Source organism: Aristaeella hokkaidonensis, from assembly GCF_018128945.1.
In the GTDB taxonomy this organism is placed as follows: Bacteria; Bacillota; Clostridia; order Christensenellales; family Aristaeellaceae; genus Aristaeella; species Aristaeella hokkaidonensis.
In genome coordinates this window covers 1972000-1989519 of the sequence record NZ_CP068393.1, presented here as the reverse complement: position 1 = coordinate 1989519, position 17520 = coordinate 1972000, and the positions used below count along the sequence as shown (strand labels likewise).

Annotated in this window: 21 protein-coding genes; 16 read left to right on the top strand and 5 right to left on the bottom strand. The window is 52.6% G+C overall.

Features of this window, described 5'->3' with window-relative positions; genetic code table 11:
• The first annotated feature begins 13 nt into the window (after positions 1–13).
• From JYE49_RS09040 to lepB, 5 genes are all read left to right on the top strand, one after another.
• On the top strand, positions 14–466 hold the full coding sequence (locus JYE49_RS09040) for a GNAT family N-acetyltransferase (protein ID WP_093957015.1): 453 nt from the start codon (positions 14–16) through the stop codon (positions 464–466).
• Between the two features lie 13 nt (positions 467–479).
• The gene (locus JYE49_RS09035; protein WP_093957016.1) at positions 480–1235 is read left to right on the top strand and encodes a nucleoside phosphorylase; all 756 of its coding nucleotides are present in this window, start codon (positions 480–482) and stop codon (positions 1233–1235) included.
• 73 nt (positions 1236–1308) lie between these two features.
• Positions 1309–1839 carry an RNA polymerase sigma factor gene (locus JYE49_RS09030; RefSeq protein WP_093957017.1) on the top strand — a complete coding sequence of 177 codons (531 nt, stop codon included), beginning with the start codon at positions 1309–1311 and terminating at the stop codon, positions 1837–1839.
• Positions 1832–2017 carry a hypothetical protein gene (locus tag JYE49_RS09025; RefSeq protein ID WP_093957018.1) on the top strand — a complete coding sequence of 62 codons (186 nt, stop codon included), beginning with the start codon at positions 1832–1834 and terminating at the stop codon, positions 2015–2017. Before JYE49_RS09030 ends, JYE49_RS09025 begins: the two co-directional genes overlap by 8 nt.
• A gap of 16 nt (positions 2018–2033) precedes the next feature.
• The gene (gene lepB / locus JYE49_RS09020) at positions 2034–2669 is read left to right on the top strand and encodes a signal peptidase I (protein WP_093957019.1); all 636 of its coding nucleotides are present in this window, start codon (positions 2034–2036) and stop codon (positions 2667–2669) included.
• Positions 2670–2835: 166 nt separating this feature from the next.
• Here lepB and JYE49_RS09015 read toward each other — a convergent pair whose 3' ends face one another.
• The 5 genes from JYE49_RS09015 to JYE49_RS08995 form a co-directional block, all read right to left on the bottom strand.
• Positions 2836–3366, bottom strand: a complete 531-nt coding sequence (locus tag JYE49_RS09015; RefSeq protein ID WP_093957020.1) for a nitroreductase family protein — start codon at positions 3364–3366, stop codon at positions 2836–2838.
• A gap of 28 nt (positions 3367–3394) precedes the next feature.
• Complete coding sequence (locus JYE49_RS09010; protein WP_093957021.1) at positions 3395–3715, bottom strand: hypothetical protein; 321 nt, start codon at positions 3713–3715, stop codon at positions 3395–3397.
• Between the two features lie 14 nt (positions 3716–3729).
• Entirely contained in the window at positions 3730–4137 is a 408-nt protein-coding gene (locus JYE49_RS09005; RefSeq protein ID WP_093957022.1) for a hypothetical protein, read from the bottom strand.
• A gap of 90 nt (positions 4138–4227) precedes the next feature.
• Entirely contained in the window at positions 4228–5553 is a 1326-nt protein-coding gene (gene larC, locus JYE49_RS09000) for a nickel pincer cofactor biosynthesis protein LarC (protein ID WP_093957023.1), read from the bottom strand.
• Positions 5550–6107 (bottom strand): ECF transporter S component, encoded by a 558-nt coding sequence (locus JYE49_RS08995; protein ID WP_283399362.1) that lies wholly within the window; start codon positions 6105–6107, stop codon positions 5550–5552. The genes larC and JYE49_RS08995 overlap by 4 nt, the downstream gene beginning before the upstream one ends.
• 318 nt (positions 6108–6425) lie before the next feature.
• On the opposite strand from JYE49_RS08995, the gene JYE49_RS08990 reads away from it, so the two are divergent.
• From JYE49_RS08990 to JYE49_RS08940, 11 genes are all read left to right on the top strand, one after another.
• Positions 6426–7373 carry a hypothetical protein gene (locus tag JYE49_RS08990; RefSeq protein ID WP_143754486.1) on the top strand — a complete coding sequence of 316 codons (948 nt, stop codon included), beginning with the start codon at positions 6426–6428 and terminating at the stop codon, positions 7371–7373.
• A gap of 13 nt (positions 7374–7386) precedes the next feature.
• A complete protein-coding gene (locus tag JYE49_RS08985) occupies positions 7387–8004 on the top strand; it encodes an HAD family hydrolase (RefSeq protein WP_093957026.1) in 618 nt (205 codons plus the stop codon).
• 10 nt (positions 8005–8014) lie between these two features.
• Positions 8015–8728 carry a carbon-nitrogen hydrolase family protein gene (locus JYE49_RS08980; protein WP_093957027.1) on the top strand — a complete coding sequence of 238 codons (714 nt, stop codon included), beginning with the start codon at positions 8015–8017 and terminating at the stop codon, positions 8726–8728.
• Between the two features lie 155 nt (positions 8729–8883).
• A complete protein-coding gene (locus tag JYE49_RS08975) occupies positions 8884–9345 on the top strand; it encodes an RNA polymerase sigma factor (RefSeq protein WP_179217297.1) in 462 nt (153 codons plus the stop codon).
• Positions 9346–9353: 8 nt separating this feature from the next.
• Positions 9354–10469, top strand: coding sequence for a hypothetical protein (locus JYE49_RS08970; RefSeq protein ID WP_304582666.1), 1116 nt, complete (start codon positions 9354–9356; stop codon positions 10467–10469).
• Between the two features lie 52 nt (positions 10470–10521).
• Positions 10522–11784, top strand: a complete 1263-nt coding sequence (locus tag JYE49_RS08965; protein WP_143754487.1) for a type 2 periplasmic-binding domain-containing protein — start codon at positions 10522–10524, stop codon at positions 11782–11784.
• Positions 11785–11920: 136 nt separating this feature from the next.
• Positions 11921–13054, top strand: a complete 1134-nt coding sequence (locus JYE49_RS08960) for a hypothetical protein (RefSeq protein ID WP_304582664.1) — start codon at positions 11921–11923, stop codon at positions 13052–13054.
• Between the two features lie 19 nt (positions 13055–13073).
• Positions 13074–14324, top strand: coding sequence for a type 2 periplasmic-binding domain-containing protein (locus JYE49_RS08955; protein WP_093957032.1), 1251 nt, complete (start codon positions 13074–13076; stop codon positions 14322–14324).
• A gap of 29 nt (positions 14325–14353) precedes the next feature.
• Positions 14354–15613, top strand: a complete 1260-nt coding sequence (locus tag JYE49_RS08950; RefSeq protein ID WP_093957033.1) for a hypothetical protein — start codon at positions 14354–14356, stop codon at positions 15611–15613.
• 122 nt (positions 15614–15735) lie between these two features.
• Complete coding sequence (locus JYE49_RS08945; protein ID WP_093957034.1) at positions 15736–16311, top strand: TetR/AcrR family transcriptional regulator; 576 nt, start codon at positions 15736–15738, stop codon at positions 16309–16311.
• Positions 16312–16323: 12 nt separating this feature from the next.
• A complete protein-coding gene (locus JYE49_RS08940) occupies positions 16324–17211 on the top strand; it encodes an alpha/beta fold hydrolase (RefSeq protein WP_093957035.1) in 888 nt (295 codons plus the stop codon).
• The last annotated feature ends 309 nt before the right edge of the window (positions 17212–17520 follow it).

Sequence of the window (17520 nt, the reverse complement as noted above, 5' to 3'; positions counted from 1 at the left end):
GGAGGGCAGGGACATGGAGATTACCTACCGTAAACTGACGGAGAATGACCTGGATGTTTTCATCCGGATGCGGATTACGCAGCTCCGGGAGGAAGGCGCGACGGAAGACGTGGACCTGGTGCCGCCGCTGACGGATTATTACCACCGGCACCTGGTGGACGGAACTTTTGTGTCCTGGCTGGCGCTGGACGGGGAGAAGATCGTCGGCACCAGCGGGATGTCCTTTGTGGAAAAGCCGCCGTACTTCAGCTGCCCCTCCGGGCGGATCGGCCTCCTGTCCAGCATGTATACTGATCCGGATTACCGGCGCACGGGTATCGCGAAGGAGCTGCTCCGCAGGGTTACGGAAGAAGCCCGGGCATACGGCTGCGGATGTGTGCAGATTACCGCCTCCGACATGGGGGTGCTGCTTTACACGGACTTTGGATTTGAGAAAAACGGAAACTTTATGCAATATAACCTGTAAGGAGGATCAGAATATGATCACCGATTCTTTTGATAACCAATCCCAGGCAATCATCAACCCGGTACGGAAGGAGAACGCCCCGGCGGTGGACGCCTGCATCGTGACGTTCTCCCATGAGATAGAGAAATATGTGGCGGAGAACTATGCCTCCGGGGAGATTACATCCCTCTGGTGCGCCACAGGAAGGACGCCGGTTTACCTGATCGAGAAAAACGGCAAGCGGTTTGCCTTCTACAAAACCTATGTGGGCGCGCCGATCACCGTCGGCCTGATGGAGGACGCCGCGGCGGAGATGGCCTGCGACAGGTTCATCCTCTTCGGCGGGGCAGGCTGCCTGAACAAGGAAATCGCCCATGGCAAGGTGATGGTCCCCACCGCCGCCTACCGGGATGAGGGCACCTCGTATCACTACGCCCCGGCGGCGGACTACGTGACCGTGGGCAAATCTGACACGGTGGCGGAATTCATGAAGACGAACGGCATTCCCTATGTGCTGGGGAAAACCTGGACTACGGATTCCTTCTACCGGGAGACGCGGAACAACTTTGAGAAGCGGAAGGCGGACGGCTGCATCTCCGTAGAAATGGAGTGCGCCGGCGCGCAGGCCATGTGCGATTTTAGGGGTCTGGAGCTGTATCCCTTCTTCACCAGCGGCGACCTGCTGGACGCGCCGGAATGGGACGACCGGGGCAAGGATTACAAGAACGGCGGACAGCATGACGTGGGCCACTTCAGCATCGCCCTGGCCCTGGCTGACTTCATTTCATAAAAAAAGTTTTCCGCAGGGTGTAACATTTACCGCTTTTCATTCGTAGTATCAGTGAAGAAGGCAGGTGGAAAGGATGACCGGGGAGCAGGAACTGGTGAGACTGCTGAAGACCGGCAGCGCGGACGCGTTTGAACAGATGATCACGCGCTGGCGTTCCGGAGCAGAAGCCTATGCCTGCAGCCTCCTCCATGATTCCCAGGCCGCCGAAGACGCCGTACAGGAAGCTTTCTCCAGACTCTATGCCGTCCGGACAGACATCGATGAAAACCGTTCCTTCTCCGCCTATCTGTACACGATCGTAAAACGGATCTGTATAGACGAGCTGCGGAAAAAGAAACGCTTCCCGGATCTTCCGGGAGAGCTGCCCGATCCGCCGGTTCCCTCGGCGGAAGCGGAATACATCAGCCACTGGGACCGGCTGAACCGGATCCACATGCTGGCTGAACTGGATGAGACGGACAGGAGACTGCTGACAGCTTTCTCACTGGAAGGAAAGACCACGAAAGAGATCGCCGGGGAAATGAACATGACCGACGGTCAGGTGCGGGTCCGGCTGCACAGGATCCGCAGAAGAATCAGGAAAGGAATGAAAGACGATGCGTGATGAGTATCTGAACCAGATTATCCGGCGCGGAAACGAACTGGCAGTGCTGGAACATGCCGCACTGTCTTATCCGAAAAACATGTCAGCGATCCGCTGGGCGGTGGCTGCCGCATTCGGGATGCTGGTGACCTTTCTTCCTTCCGTCTGTACAGCACACGCCTTCTTCCAGATGATGTGAAAGGCGGAAACCATCCATGGAAGAAAAGCATAACAATAACGAAAAAAAGCAGGTAAAAAAGAAATCCCTGGCACGGGAAATCCTGGAATGGGTGCTGACCATTGTGCTGGCTGTCATGATTGCTCTGCCGATCCGGGCTTTTGCGTTTGAGATGGTCCGGGTGGACGGAGAATCCATGAACAGCACCCTGGCCAACGGGGAAATCATGTTTGTGTCCAAGTTTGACTACGCGACCACCTGGCTTTCCTTCCCGTGGCAGGATAACAGGACCAAGGAGCAGGCAACACGCATCACCACCGGCGGCAATCCCCAGCGGTTTGACGTGGTGGTATGCCGGTATCCGGGACGGGGCGACACCAACTTTGTGAAGCGGGTGGTAGGCCTGCCGGGAGATACCGTGGAGGTCCGGAAAGGCTACCTGTACGTGAACGGCGAAAAGTATGACGAGCCGTATATCAAGGACGAATATCGGACCGGCCGGCTGAACAGCTTCGGCCCGTACGAGGTTCCGGAAGGCGAATACTTTGTAATGGGCGATCACCGGAACAACTCCAACGACAGCCGTATGCAGGGATCCCTGCCGCGCGACATGATCATCGGGCATGTGCGCACCGTGCTGTATCCCTTCGGCGAAATCCGGGGAATTGAATAAAGCAGGGTAAACGAAGGAAGAGCGTCCTTCGGACGTAGTAAGGGATCCCTCCACTTCGGTCGGGATGACACCTGTGCGATATTATGCAATTGGATAATAGTATTCATTGAGCACTATAAAACAAAGAGCATCGCTTCAAGGCGATGCCCTCTTTGATTTACTGAAATCAGAAGAATTTAACGGTTTCTTCCAGGGGCTTCCGGGGAGGTGTGGCGGGAGCAGCGTCGCTCTTGCCGACGGCGATGACGGAGATCAGTTCCTCGTTATCCGGAATGCCGAGCTTTTCGCGGAGCAGGTCCACGTCCCGCAGGCCCATGATCAGGGTGTCATAGCCCAGATCTTTGGCCGCGAGGATCAGGTAGGCGTCATGCAGGCCCAGGTCGTAGATGCCCCAGCCGTTGCCGATATCGTCAACGGGCTGGCCATCCGGACCGAAACCGACAATGCCTTTGACAAAGGTGGTTACGATGAGCGCGGCGTTGGCCGAGCTGTTCCGGTTAAAGGAAGGAAGCGCGGCGTCCCGCAGGGACTCCAGGACTTCCGGCGTTTCCAGCACGTAGCAACGGGCGGTCTGCTGGTTCATCCAGGAGGGCGCCTGCTGGGCGGCTTTGCAGATGGCTTCCAGGTCTTTGCGGGTGGCGCCGGAATTGTAGCTCCGGACGCTGCGGCGGGCGGCAATCAGGTCCTTGAATTCCATGATATGTCCTCCTTTATATGTGTGTTGGTCAGTCAGCTTTTTTCTTAAACAGGGCCTTCTTCACAACGCCCTTGGGATCGGACACCAGGAGGATGACCAGCCAGATGATCAGGGCGAGCGCCACGACGGACAGGCCCAGGAACAGATCATTCAGCATATCCGCAGGCGCCGGGGTGAAGTAAGCAGCCTTCAGTTCCGCATATTCAAAGATGGCGTCCACCAGCCACATCAGGGAAGCACCCCAGAAGAGCCAGCAGAGGATGCCGAGCTTCATTTCGTTTTTCGGAGCGTTTTTATACCAGAGAACTGTGCTGATAATGGCAGCAAAAACAGATACAAGTAGTGTCATGTCTGTGTCCTCCCTTACGCCTTGACGGGTTCAGCCTTGAGGGCCCGCTTTTCAATGACGGCGGACACACCCAGCATAGCCAGCCAGACCAGGGTGACCAGGGCAGCCATGGACACACCGACAGTTGCCATTTCATGCAGCATTTCGGCCGCGTCAGCCGGATCGGCCGCTGCTGTAAGGAAGGGGAACCACGGTACAACCTCTCCGTGCCAGACGTGCTCGAAAGCCAGCAGGGCGGAACCGCCCCAGAGCAGGTTGGTGAGCCACTTCAGTTTCCGGGAGAAGGGGACTTTATACGCAGTTTCCGGAGTGCCGTCCAGGACGACGGAGACTTCTTCAGGCTGCTTTTCCTTCTTCTCGATCACTTTTCTCACAACGGTAACGACGATTGCTTCCACGGCGGGGACGATAAAACATGCCATATTTGCTTCCTCCTTTTATATCATGAACGCGGATTTCCTGCGTTCAGTATAAACATTTGAGTTTACTCTAAGTCAACAGGGAAAACGGCGTCAGGACAGGCTTTTGAGGACAGCTTCCCGGATGGCGCTCAGCGGTACATTATGTTCCTTTGCCAGGGCCGCGATATCCTCATATTCCGGCTTGACCCGATCCACGCCCATGCCGGAGGCATGCTTGACCCGGACGGGGCCGTATTCTGTGGTGACGGTTTCCTGCTTCCGGTCCAGCACATACCGGCTCATGTCCTGGCGGCGGATCCCCAGGGTAGTGGTGTGCTTCATCATAACTTCCGCCAGCTGATCCGCGTCCTGCGCCAGGCAGATGACCGACAGCAGGATGCCAGGGCGGCTCTTCTTCATGCCGATGGGCTGAGTGTAGACGTCCCGGGCGCCGGCAGCGAAGAGCTGCTCCATGGCAAAGGCGATATCCTCGCCGGTCATGTCGTCCAGATTGCACTCGAGGCGGGTAATGGTTTCCCGCTCTCCTTCACTTTCGCCCAGGAAGGCGCGGACACAGTTGGCCTGCTCAAAATCCTTTTTGCCCATGCCGTAGCCGATGGCTTCCACGGCCATAACAGGACGGCTGCCGAAACGGGAGACAAAGTGCTTCAGCAGGGCAGCGCCGGTGGGCGTGCAGAGCTCACCCCTGATTTCCCCACCGTAGGAGGGAATGCCTTCCAGGATCAGCGCGGTGGCCGGGGCGGGAACGGGCAGGATACCATGGGCACAGTGCACATGGCCGCTGCCGGTGTGAACGGGGGAGGCAATGACCTGGTCCGGGGAAAGCTGTTCCATCAGCAGGCAGACGCCTACAACGTCCGCCACCGCGTCCAGGGTACCCACTTCATGGAAATGGATCTCGGTGACGGGACGGCCGTGGACCCGGCTTTCCGCGTCAGCAATAAGAGCATACACAGCCTTGGCGTCGGCCTTGACCCGGTCGGACACATCCAGACTGTTGATCAGCGCTTCAATATCCGCCACGGAGGCATGGTGATGATGTCCATGGTCGTGATCGTGATGATGATCATGTTCTTCTTCATGGTGATCATGGCCATGCTCGTGATGATGATCGTGATCATGGTGGTGATGTTCATGGTCATGATCATGGTGATCGTGATCATGGTGATCGTGATCATGATGGTGGTGGTCATGGGCGTCTCCGGTTTCTTCCTCCACGCCGTCCACGGTAACCTTCACATGCGTTCCGGTGATGCCGCACTTGACCGATCCTTCGGCAGCAACCGTGACGCCGGGCAGGCCGATGGCGTTCATTTTGTCAATGAAAGCCTGGCGGTCGCCGGTCAGCTCCAGCAGGGCGGCGGTGAGCATATCCCCGGCAGCGCCCATGGCGCATTCCAGATACAGTGTCTTCATTTGGCTGTTCTCCTGTTATTCAGAATCAGGCGGCCCCGTTCCAGGACCATGACAAGCAAGGGAACCAGGACGATCTGCAGGATAATTCCGAGGACAGGCTTGGCAAACGCCCTGACCCAGACAAAGGCCAGCAGGGCGTCATTGATCTTTACCAGGCCCAGGCTGGTCAGGAGAAGGTATACGATGCCGTATACAATACGGCCCGCAAGCATGGCGACGATCAGGGAAACGTAGATGCTCCATTTCTTTTTCGGCAGCAGCATATAAAGCAGCCCGGACAGGGCGCCGTATGTGGCCAGCTCAAAGGCCATTACCGTGGCATCGGGGAAAATGCCGGGCATACCGTTCAGCAGCGAACTGAGCAGCGGAGCTGTAAAGCCAACCACGAGGCCCCAGGACCAGCCGCACAGGAAACCGCACAGCAGCACAGGAATATGCATCAGATTCAGGGTTTTACCGATATCCGGAATGAGTCCGGCAACTCTTGGCATCATGACAGCCAAAGCCAGCAGTAAAGCGGCATAGGTCAGTTTGCGAACTTTCAGGGAAGACAAGGGCAGTTCTCCTCTCATATATCGTTGGCAGTGATCTGCTTCAAGTATACTTATGTTAAACCTTAAAGTAAACTCCAAGTCAAGAGTCTGGATGCAATAAATGAAAAACTGGCGGGAAAAGGTACTCTATTTTTCCGATTTCATCCTTTATTCATATGGCTGACGCCTGTATGATAAACGGCGAACACAGCTGATTCCCGGAATCCCGGCGGAAACGGACGGAAAGAAACAGAGCGGGATGAGAGGGAATGCAGCGCAGATACGTATCGGACAAGGCAAAAAATTCAGACAGAAATGAGAGCATCAGTAATGAATAAAATGAAGAAGACCGGAATCCTGCTGCTGGTATTGGTTCTGGCGCTGACTGCGTGCACATCCTTTGCCGACACGGGAGAGAGAGGAAACACCATGAACAACATCGACGTCAGACAACAGACAGAATTCCGGTATAACCGGTTCGCGGATCTGTACTACTACCTGCTGGCACATATGCCCATTGATTATGCAGCGGACGTATCAGATCCTGAATATACGGCGGAAATGGCAGGCAAACTGGGCATTTTTCCGGGTATTCCTCCCAAACTGACGGAGTATTATGAAGAGAATTTTGACCGGCTGGCGATTACCGGCTTTATTCCGCTGGCCGTGAATAACACCCAGCAGTTCAGGGAAGCGCTGGTTTCCTGCGGCCAGCTGACAGACCGGGATATGGAAGCCTTTGTGGATCCGATGATTGAAATCTGTGACAGGGTCTCCGAAAGGTTTTATGAGTGGTGGACAGCGCATCATGAAGAGGTGGCGCCGCAGACGGACAAGGTATACGACCGTTTCCGGACGCTCACGGACCGGGTTGGCGCTTTTTTCAACAACCTGGAGATGAAACCTTCGGTGCTCTTTTCATACAGCCTGCGGAAGAACGGTCGGGCGTTTTTCCAGCCGGGAGAAATCATCGTCTATCTGACCTACCCGGAAAAACCGGAGGAAATTACGGGCTGTTTCCTGCAGTACCTGCATGAATGCACCCATTCCGTCACCGATCCGCTGATGAACCGGAATATCCTTATGGCGGACGGATCCCATGACATTGCGGAATACCAGGTGCTGGTTTTTGACGAGTACCTGCTGGACGCCCTTTATCCGGAAATGACCCAAACCTACCGGGAATGGATCGGACAGGAATACCTGGACTATTCCCACAAAGCACTTGGGGAAGAGGGAGAAGAAAGACTCAGGGAACGCCTGAAGCAGATGCTGGCGAAGGAATGAGGAGAAAACTGCAATGAAGAAAATCACGACGATTCTGCTGGACATGTACGGGGTGATCCTGGAGGAAAGCAAGGGTTTTTTCATTCCCTATACATTCGGTTCCTTCGACCAGGCGGAGCATGAACGGCTGACGAGGCAATTCAAGGAAGAAAAGCTGTTTACCAGGGCGGCGAACGGGGAGATGACTTCGGACGAGTTCCTGACGCAGCTTGGGTTTAAGGATCCGCAGTTTCATATGGTCAACTATATTGACAACTTCCTTACGCTGGACCCGGGATTCAGGGAGTTCGCGGAGAAGTATTACAGGCAGTATGACTTTGTGCTCCTTTCCAATGACGTGTCCGAGTGGAGCGCCTACATTACAAAGCATCATGACCTGGATCAGTATTTCACCCATAAGATCGTCAGCGGGGATGTAAAATGCCGCAAGCCGGACCGCAGAATCTATGAGATTGCGCTGGAAAGAACAGGGAAGAAGCCGGAGGAATGCTGCTTTGTGGACAACAGCGTGAAGAACCTGATCACAGCGGCTGAACTGGGCATTGAACCGATCCTGTTCAACCGGGACGGGGAAGAGTATACCGGCACCATCGTCAATTCCTTCGCGGAGCTGGCGGAGTTACTGGGATAAGGAGAAAAGAATGAGGATCGGACTGGCTTCCTACCGGAGCGAGAACAGGAATACAGCTTTCAACATCAGCCAGATTGAGCGGGCGCTCAAAGAAGCGCAGGGAAAGGTTGACCTGCTCTGCTTCGGGGAAGCGTTTCTCCAGGGTTTTGATTCCCTGGACTGGAAGTATGAAACGGATAAGGAAACGGCGGTCGCACAGGACTCGGAAATCATAGACCGGCTGCGCTGCCTGACGGTGCAGTACCACACAGCGATGCTGGTTGGATATATCGAAAGGGAAGGAGATACCCTGTATTCCTCCTGCATTGTGCTGGCGGAGGGAAAGACCGTCCATAATTACCGGCGGATCTCCCGGGGCTGGAAAGACTATACCCGGACGGACGATCACTACCGGGAAGGAACAGAGACCGGGGAGTTCAGCCTGCAGGGGAAGAAGATCATGCTGTCCCTTTGCGGAGACATGTGGGATTTCCCTGAAAGGTTCAAAACAGATCACCTGCTGATCTGGCCCGTTTATGTGAACTACACCCTGGAGGACTGGGAGTCAGGAACAGTTGAAGACTACGCGGCTCAGGCGGCGCTGGCCGCAAAGGATGCGCTGCTCGTCAATCCCCTGGATAATGATCCGGTGAGCCATGGCGGCGCGTTCCGGTTCCGGAACGGAAAGGTGACGGACCGCATTGCCTTTGACAGCGAGCAGATCCTGATTGTGGACGTGGAATGAGTTGAAAAGACAGCGGCCGGCCTGCCATGGTCTGAAGAGACCCGCAGACCGGCTGTTTTACTGTCCGGAAAGAAAAAATGTTGATGAGGGCGTGCAGATTGCCCCTCCTCATTCGTCTAATGTATGTAACGTTACAAAACCGGAGGCATGATACTGTGGACAAGGGATTCTTCATCGCGGAGATCGAAGCCTGCTCGGAAACGATGTACCGGGTAGCCTGGTCGATCCTGCGGAACGAGACCGACGTGCAGGACGCGTTGCAGGACGCGGCACTCAAAGCCTGGGAAAAGCGGAGTAAGGTGCGGGAGGAAAAGTATTTCCGCACATGGCTGATCCGCATATTGATAAACGTATGCTATGACATACAAAGAAGGCACCGGAACACCGTTCCACTGGAGAAGATTCCCGCCCAGACCTATGCGAAAGCACCGGACCCGGAACTGGCCATAGCGCTGAGAGCCGTTCCGGAGAAGCTTCGGCTGCCCCTTGTGCTGTGCTACTGCGAAGGCATGAGCTATGAGGAAGCCGCGGACGTGCTGCGGATTCCCATGACCACCCTGCGGGGCCGGCTCAACCGGGGAAAAGACGCATTGAGAAAGGAGCTGAAAGCGGAATGAAGCGCGATATGAAAGAAATCAATCTGCAGAACGCCTTCTGGCCGATGACGGATGAATGTCACGACAAGCTGAACACTGCTCTCAGCGGCCTGAGGGAGGAAGAACCTGTGAAAAGATTTACTGCAAGAACAGTTTTAATAGCAGCCTGTATTATTGTTGCCCTGATGGCGGTGGCACTTGCTGCCGGACAAATCCTGGGATGGACAGATTTCTACTCAAATTTTTATAATACATTTGTACCGGACGGAGCCCAGCAAATTATGCGGGATAATGGTGAGGTGACCTACACAGTCGGTCCGGTAACCTTTACTGTGGGCGGGTTGTATTTCGACGGTCATATCGCGACAGCTTCGACGAATGCCAGACTGGCGGAGGGAATAAATGCGCTACTGACCGGAAACGATCCGTATGACGCCATCGGCGCGAACGGAGAAAATGGTGAGATGATCGCGCAAAAGCTTGGTGTGGATCCGGAACTGTCCTGGGTGGATGCGGCCAAGGAACTGAAGATTCCGCTGTACAGCGTACGGGCTATCCTGGAAGCGCCTGAAGAGTATTCCGGGGAAGCAATGGAAGATCCGATGTTCAATGATGATGGTAGCCTGACATACTTCTCCATGCCGCTGCTTAACGGGAAATTTCATGGTGAAGCAATGGAGTTTGGACTCTATCTGAGGGTTCAGGAAATCAATGTGGAAGATCCGGCGCAACAAGCGGAAGCATTGAAAGAACATAAAACCATCAGCATTCCTTTGGAGGCACCGGATGATACCAAAGAATATACTGTGCCGACGAATATGATTGTGGAGGATACAGTACGGCTGGATTCTGTCAGGGGCGATCTCTTCTCCGGAGGCTTGTACCTGACCGCCTCCTATACGGTGCTGAAGGAGGATACTTCAGAGGATGATGCTGTGGATGTCCTGTACAGCCTGGAATATGTCCAGCCCAATGGAGAACCTTTCCCGACAGGAATGAGTCTTTCTGGCGGCGTTAAGGATTTTGACACGTGGCCTGTGGTTGAAACTGAAGACATGATTTCTGCGAATCAATTCCCGGAAAAGATCGGATTGATGATTAATGGGGACGAGGCTTCGATCGTGATACTGGAACTGAAGAAGTAAAATACCGGGGCGCCGCCGGACAATAGGGCGGCGCTCCATTTGAGGAAACAAAATGAAACGATTGATTTGTATCCTGCTGGCTGTTTTTGCGCTGATCCTGTCGGGGATTGCCGGCGCGCAGGCTAAGACACTTCGTGTGGTTGGAGAGTTTTATGACTTGCCTAAAGCTATGCAATGGTATAAGGACTGGGTCAAGCTTCATCCCAGGGACGAACTGAAGGTGAACACGAGCATCTATCCTACTTATCAAAACGCAGAGGACCTGATTAAAGCGCTGGAGGCGAAAAAGGGAAAATACAGCGTCATGAGGATACAGTCGGTCTATGCGGACTGGGAACAGGTGCGTGATTCCGGACTGCTGGTTGATCTGTCTGGATCAGAGCAGCTGACATCTTACGTCGGGCGGATGTATTCGGTTTTTCAGGAAATGGTTTACAAAGACGGGAAACTGACAGGTGTTCCCTGCGCTTCGTGTGTGGACTGGGCAGGATTATGCTGCAATCCGGAATGCTGGGAAAAAGCCGGATACGGAACAGAGGATGTTCCGACGTGCTTCCTGGAATTGCTTGATTTCCTGGAAAAATGGGCGGAAAGAAATGAAGCAGAACCGACAGGAATCAGCCTGATGCAGACATACCTGTTTGTCAATTTCGCCAGGGACAGCTATACAGACTGGCTGAGCAGGTTTTATGTGGATCAGTACGTCAACCAGTGCCTGAGACAGGGCGAAAAACCTGTTTTCAACACACCTGAAGCGATAACCATACTGAAGAAGATCGCCTGGATCGGCGAAGCACTGTATGAATGCGATTCGAAGGTTCCGCGCACGGAAATCCAATGGGAGACCGAGGGTGAGTACGGGTTCCATACCTCCTGGCTTCTGGAAGACGGAATGTACGGGTCATATATCATACCGTGCAGGGTTACGAAAGATGCCCCGGTAATTTATCCGGTGCATATGGAGATACTTTGCATTCCGCAGAATGCCCCGGAACGGGAGCTGGCGCTGGAGTTTGTGGAACACTATATCCAGCATGTAAACGACGCGATACCGTCAGACGATATGTCATATGAAACAAGGGACTATCTTGAATGGAAATCACAGCTGCTGACGGATGCGGAAGCAACGGATTCTTACCGGGAAATGGTCAGCCATATGGAGTATTCACACAGGAATTATGAAATTCCTTATGCACAGAAGATTCAGAAAGCCATCAGCAAATTTGCCGCAGGCAGCATAAGCGCTGAAGAGCTTGTGGTGATTATTGACGAGAGTATCACTGCGGGTCTGGGAAGTGATAATCCGGGAGACTGAAAAGATGAAACGAATGATATGTATCCTGCTTGCAATAGCGATGCTTATCCCGGTCTGCACTGCCTGGGCGGAAAAGGATGGGGAAGCCCTCATTGTGTATGAAGCTGGCGAGAGTCTGGCGAAGGAATGGTCCGAAATGCTTGGACTGAAGCAGCCGCCAATCGAACTTGATTGTACAGAATCTGTCCTGGAACTGGTAAAGGGAGATACCGCACCTGATATTTGTGGCTATGACTTTTTTGCACTCAAAGAGGCCGGAATGGTTGCAGCCTTCGAACCTACTGAACTGATGAAGGAAGATATGGCGGCCATGCCGCAGTATCTGCAGGATGTGTTGCGGGATAACCTGATGACAGAGGACGGCAAACTGTCAGGTTATTTGGATAATCTTGATGTACAACCTCTGGGGTTTTATGTGCCGGATGCCTGGGAAGCTTCTCCGTATCGGGATATGACTCCGCCTTCATCTGTAGAGGAAATCCTGGATTTCCTGGAAATCTACCTGGAAACGCCCCATGACGGGTTCTGCTTTATTCATGATGCTACTGATGGCTGGTGGGGCAGGCTGTGGGTTGTGACCCTTCTGATGAGATGCTGGGCCATACAGAGCAATTATGCGAAGATTCCACTGAGATATAACAACCCGGAGTTTATCCGGCTGCTGGAGCGGACGGTGGATCTTTTTAACAGACTGCTCAAAGTAGAAAAGGGTAGGAAAAACCAGAAAGGACGCCAGCTGTTTCAGGACAATCTGTTTAGTCGTGGACCTACAGGCAACAACCTGGATACCATAACCTATGCCAGCCTGATTCCATGGCGGCTCACAAAGGACCAGCCACCGCTGATTCATGTCATGGCGGATTTTTACTGTGTGCGCACCGGCAGCCCGTATGAAGATCGTGCGGCAGAGCTGCTGGAACGTATTATTCCGGGTCGAGAAGCTTATTGTTCCAGGGAAATCAGACCTTTGATTTATGAATTCATTAATCCGGACAGGGTCGATGTTGAAGGGTTCAACAAGATGATTCTGAAGAAACTCGGGGGAAAATACTCCTGGAAACTGGTCACACAGGAATTTATCGACAGCATATGGGATATCCATAAATACGCCGTTCCAGCCATTGTTCCCGATGATTATCAGAATTTAAACGACCACATCAACGAAAATCCAGAGGCTTTGTTCAGGAAACTCCTGGACGGAGAGGTTACTGCTGCAGATTTCGCGGCAAAATGGGATGAAATGAACCACTGGGCTGAACCTGCTCAATGATAAAAACATGGGGAAACAAATGAAAAGACGAATTTGTGTTTTGCTATTGGCAGTTATGTTGGCACTGAGTCTGATACTCTGTACCGGTGGAATGGCCGAAGAGAAAGATTTTATTGTTACTGTGGTAAGTCTGGCTGATGCATTTGCAAAGTTTGAGAATCCGGACTTATATCCCGAGAGAGACATACATTTACCTGAACTACAGGAAGAAATCCGGTCGGGTCAGGCTCCGGATTTGATCATTACGTATGGTGATATTGAAACACTGAAGGAGCTTGGTGCGATTGTTCCTTTTACTCCCAGTGAGATGCTGGTGAAAGATTTTGAAACAATGCCGCCCTTTATCCGGGAAGCAACACGAAAATATCTGATAACAGAGGATGGACAGTTCTGGGGATGCATCCGCGGCGGCCTCTGGCTCAAAACCATGCTTTTTTATGTACCCAGCGCATGGGCAGACTCCCCATTCCATGACAGAACGCCTCCGACCTCATTTGAAGAATTCCTGGATTTCGCAGAAGTTTATCTGGATACTCCGCATGAAGGTTTCTGTCTTCTGTATAACTGGAGCAATGAGAAGCTGTGTGTGCAGAGTGAGATCCTGAGTATGCTTCTGGATAGCTGGATCATCCAGCAGCAATATGCAGGGGAACCGTACCGGTTTACCAGTGATGAGTTTATCAGCCTTCTTGATCGGACGAAGAAACTGTTTGCCAGGCTGGCAAAAGAGGAACCGCTAACTCAGAAGAAACAAAAGAAACTGCGGGAGTTATTCACTAATCCGGGAGTAACATATGACGGCGGGAAAGCAAATTGCAGCCGTGAACTATATAACTGGGATCACATGATTCCTTACCGGGTTTTTGCCAACCAGCCTCCGTTGATTAATATAGAAACAGCGTTTATCTCTGTTGGCAACAGCAGTGCAGATCCGGCAGAAATAACAAGGTGTATGGAGGAAAAAGTCAGAAGACGAGACAGACACTCTGGTGTTGTAGAAGCCACATACATTCATCCGGAACAGATGGATGTGGAAGTCTTGAACAAGTGGTATCATTCTTACCAAAAGGACGGAGTGTTTACTCAGCAATGGCTTGACAGTATTCAGCGGATCCAGGGTGTTCCCTGTATGACAGATCCATATTGGATATGCGGTAAGGCTACTGCTTCTGATTGCGATTCTTTAGGCAGGGTGAACAGTCAGTTTATGACCAGCGAGAAGATGACGCCAGAGAAATATGCGGAGATCTGGGAAGGTTGGAGCCAGTGAGCTGATGTTTGATAATCCGGGAGATGAAAATGAAAAGACGATTCTGTATTCTGCTGGCGGCAGTAATGCTGGTATTTACCCTGACATCCTTGACCAATGTGAAGGCTGTAACGGATGATTTCCATGTGAGTGTGGCAAACCTGAAGGAAGCATTGGCTCACATGGAGGATTCCCTGCATTGGGAGTCTATAACTTATTCCAGGTTGCTGGATAGAATCCAATCTGGACAGGAGCCCGATTTACTCAATACGCAGGTGGTATTCGGTGAATTACAGGCACTCAAGGATGCCGGAGTGATTACTCCTTTTACGCCGGATGAAACGCTGGTCAACGATTTAGAATCGATGCCGCCTTTTACTCAAGAATTGATCCGGAAATACCTTGTGACGGAAAACGGACAGTTCTGGGGATGCGCGGATTATTTCGACCTGAAAGCCATGCTTTTTTACGTGCCCGACGCCTGGGCGGATTCGCCATTCCGGGACAGAACGCCCCCGACATCTTTTGAGGAATTCCTGGATTTCGCGGAACTTTACATGGATACCCCGCATAAGGGCTTCTGTCTTCTGAGTGCCTGGGCAAATGAGAAGTTTTTTGTGGAAAATGAGATTCTGAAAATGCTGCTGTACACATGGACAATACAGCAACAGTATGCCGGAGAACCATTCCGGTTTACCAGTGAAGAGTTTATCAGCCTTCTGGACCGGACGAAAAAGCTGCTTATCAGGCTGCAGAAGGAAGAGCCGAAGATGAATAAGAAGCAGAAAGGCCTCCGGGAACTGTTTACCAATACGGGAGGAGGATCCCATGGCGGCAAAACAGAGGTAAGCCGGGAGTTATATAACTGGGATCATATGATCCCTTACCGGATCTATGCCAGTCAGCCACCGCTTGTCAATGCATGGGGTGATCGTGTTGTCTGCGTCTGCAACCCTGAAGCTGATACGGCTGAGGTGAACCGGTATATGGAGAACCTGATCAGGCAGCGGGACTGGCCGGAGGAGCATACAGTTCCATATTGTGCGTATACACATCCGGAACGGATGGACGCCGATGAATGCAACAAGGAATACTTTCCCAAAGTCAAAGATGGATACATGACACAGCAGTGGCTTGACAGTATCGGACGGATCCAGGGCGTTCCCTGCTGGATAAGCGAGTATTATTTCTGGTATGGCAGTGAGGACGAGTATGGTTGGAAGTCACATGAAATGGCGATGGAGTTTATCAAGAATACAAAAATGACTGCGGAAAAATACGCGCAGGAACTGGAAAGAATGAGCCAGTGAGCTGCAAAAACCAGAACCAGAATCGGTTTGCCGGTTCTGGTCTTTTTTTCTTGACAGATTTGAAATCACAGGATACAATATCGAACGAACGTTCGATTACAATTTACATACAGGAGGACACTATGCCGAAAGAAAACAAAAAGGAACTGATTATCCGGGAAGCCCTGAAGCTGTTTTCCGAAAAGGGATTTGCGGCCGTCTCCATGCGGGACCTGGCGGAATCTGTCGGCATCAGCGTCAGTACGATCTATCACTATTATGAGAGTAAGCAGGCCCTGGTCCAGGGCATGATTGAACTGGCCAATGAGCTGACCGCGAAAGCCCGGGATTCCTTTTTCCGGATCCTGAGCGGCACGGAGAAGGTGGAATGCGAACCTTTTGTGCGTGCGGGAGTCATGTATGTGACAGCGTACCTGCGGCACGAACAGATCGATCCCCTGCTGCGGATGCTGGAGAGCGAGCGGTTCCATGAACCCGCCGCGGAGGAAGCCTGGCAGAAGATGATGTTTACCGATCCGATCGCACATGAGGCCAAAGTGTTTGAACTGCTGGCTGTCCGGGGAGAAATCCGGGAAACAGACGCGGACAGGCTGGCCGGGGAATATCACGGGATTGTCATGCTGGGCTATTTTACCGGGGATACGGACAGGATGGCCCGGGAACTGACGGCGTTTTACAACAGAGTATTTAACAGATAAGGGAGACAGGACATGAAGAAGTACAGAAGTGAAAAGAGCGGACAGGCCATCCTGGAGACCTATGACCGGATCCTGTCCACCTGGCAGTGTGAGACAAAGGAAAGGGACGTGGAGACAGAATACGGAACCACCCACGTGATCGAATGCGGGGCGGAGGAAGCCCCGGCGCTGGTGCTTTTCCACGGAGTGGGGGACGACTCGGCGCTGATGTGGATCTACAACGCGCCGGAACTGGGAAAACACTTCCATCTTTACGCCATCGACACGATGGGCGGCCCGGGGAAGAGTGTGCCCAACGAGAACTACAACAAGGAATTTGACGACGTGCGTTGGATCGACGGGGTGCTGGACGCGCTGGAAATTGAGAAGGCCTTCTTCGCGGGCGTATCTATGGGCGGATACCTGGTGCAGATTTATACGCTGATGCGCCCGGAACGGGTGCTGAAGACCATCAGCATCTCCGGCACGGTACCGGTGGGCGGAAAGAAGAACTCCATGTCGGCGATGATGAAGATCTTCCTGCCGGAGGCACTGTTTCCGACGGATAAAAACGTGACCAAACTGCTCAAGAAATTGAGCGGGGAAAACTACGCCGTCTTCACAGAAAACAAGGAGATCATGGCCCATTACAAGAGCCTGCTGAAGGGCTTCAACAACATGGCCATGGGATACCATAAGCTCCACGCGTTCACCCCGGAAGAGGTGGACCGGATCCGGGATAAGGTGACATACCTGGTCGGCACGGAGGATCCGTTTGAGATGATCGGTGGAAGGGAAGTCCTGGAACAGAATCACATGGACGCTGTATTCTATGAAAAGGCCGGACACGGGCTGAACCATGAGCGGGCGGAGAAGATTAACCGGAAGATGATCAGTATTCTCCAGGGAGCGGCGGAATAACCAGTTCAGCTTTATCTATCAGCGGCACAATCCTATATCTCCTGTAGGAGCGAAAACGGAAGTCGATTGCGATAAGCCGGCAATAAACATCATGGAACCGGGAGTGTCATGACAGACCATCGGTATGATTTGTGCATGTACGATTAATACCGTTGGTAACTTCATTAAAGACGGGGCTTTTATATAATTGAATTGTTTCAATCATGCAGCGACACATTATGGGCAGCCATACCAAGTGATATTCCAGAAAGCGGAGGAAGCATATACTTCGGATATAACACCGCCACAGGATACTGCATTACCAGTCTG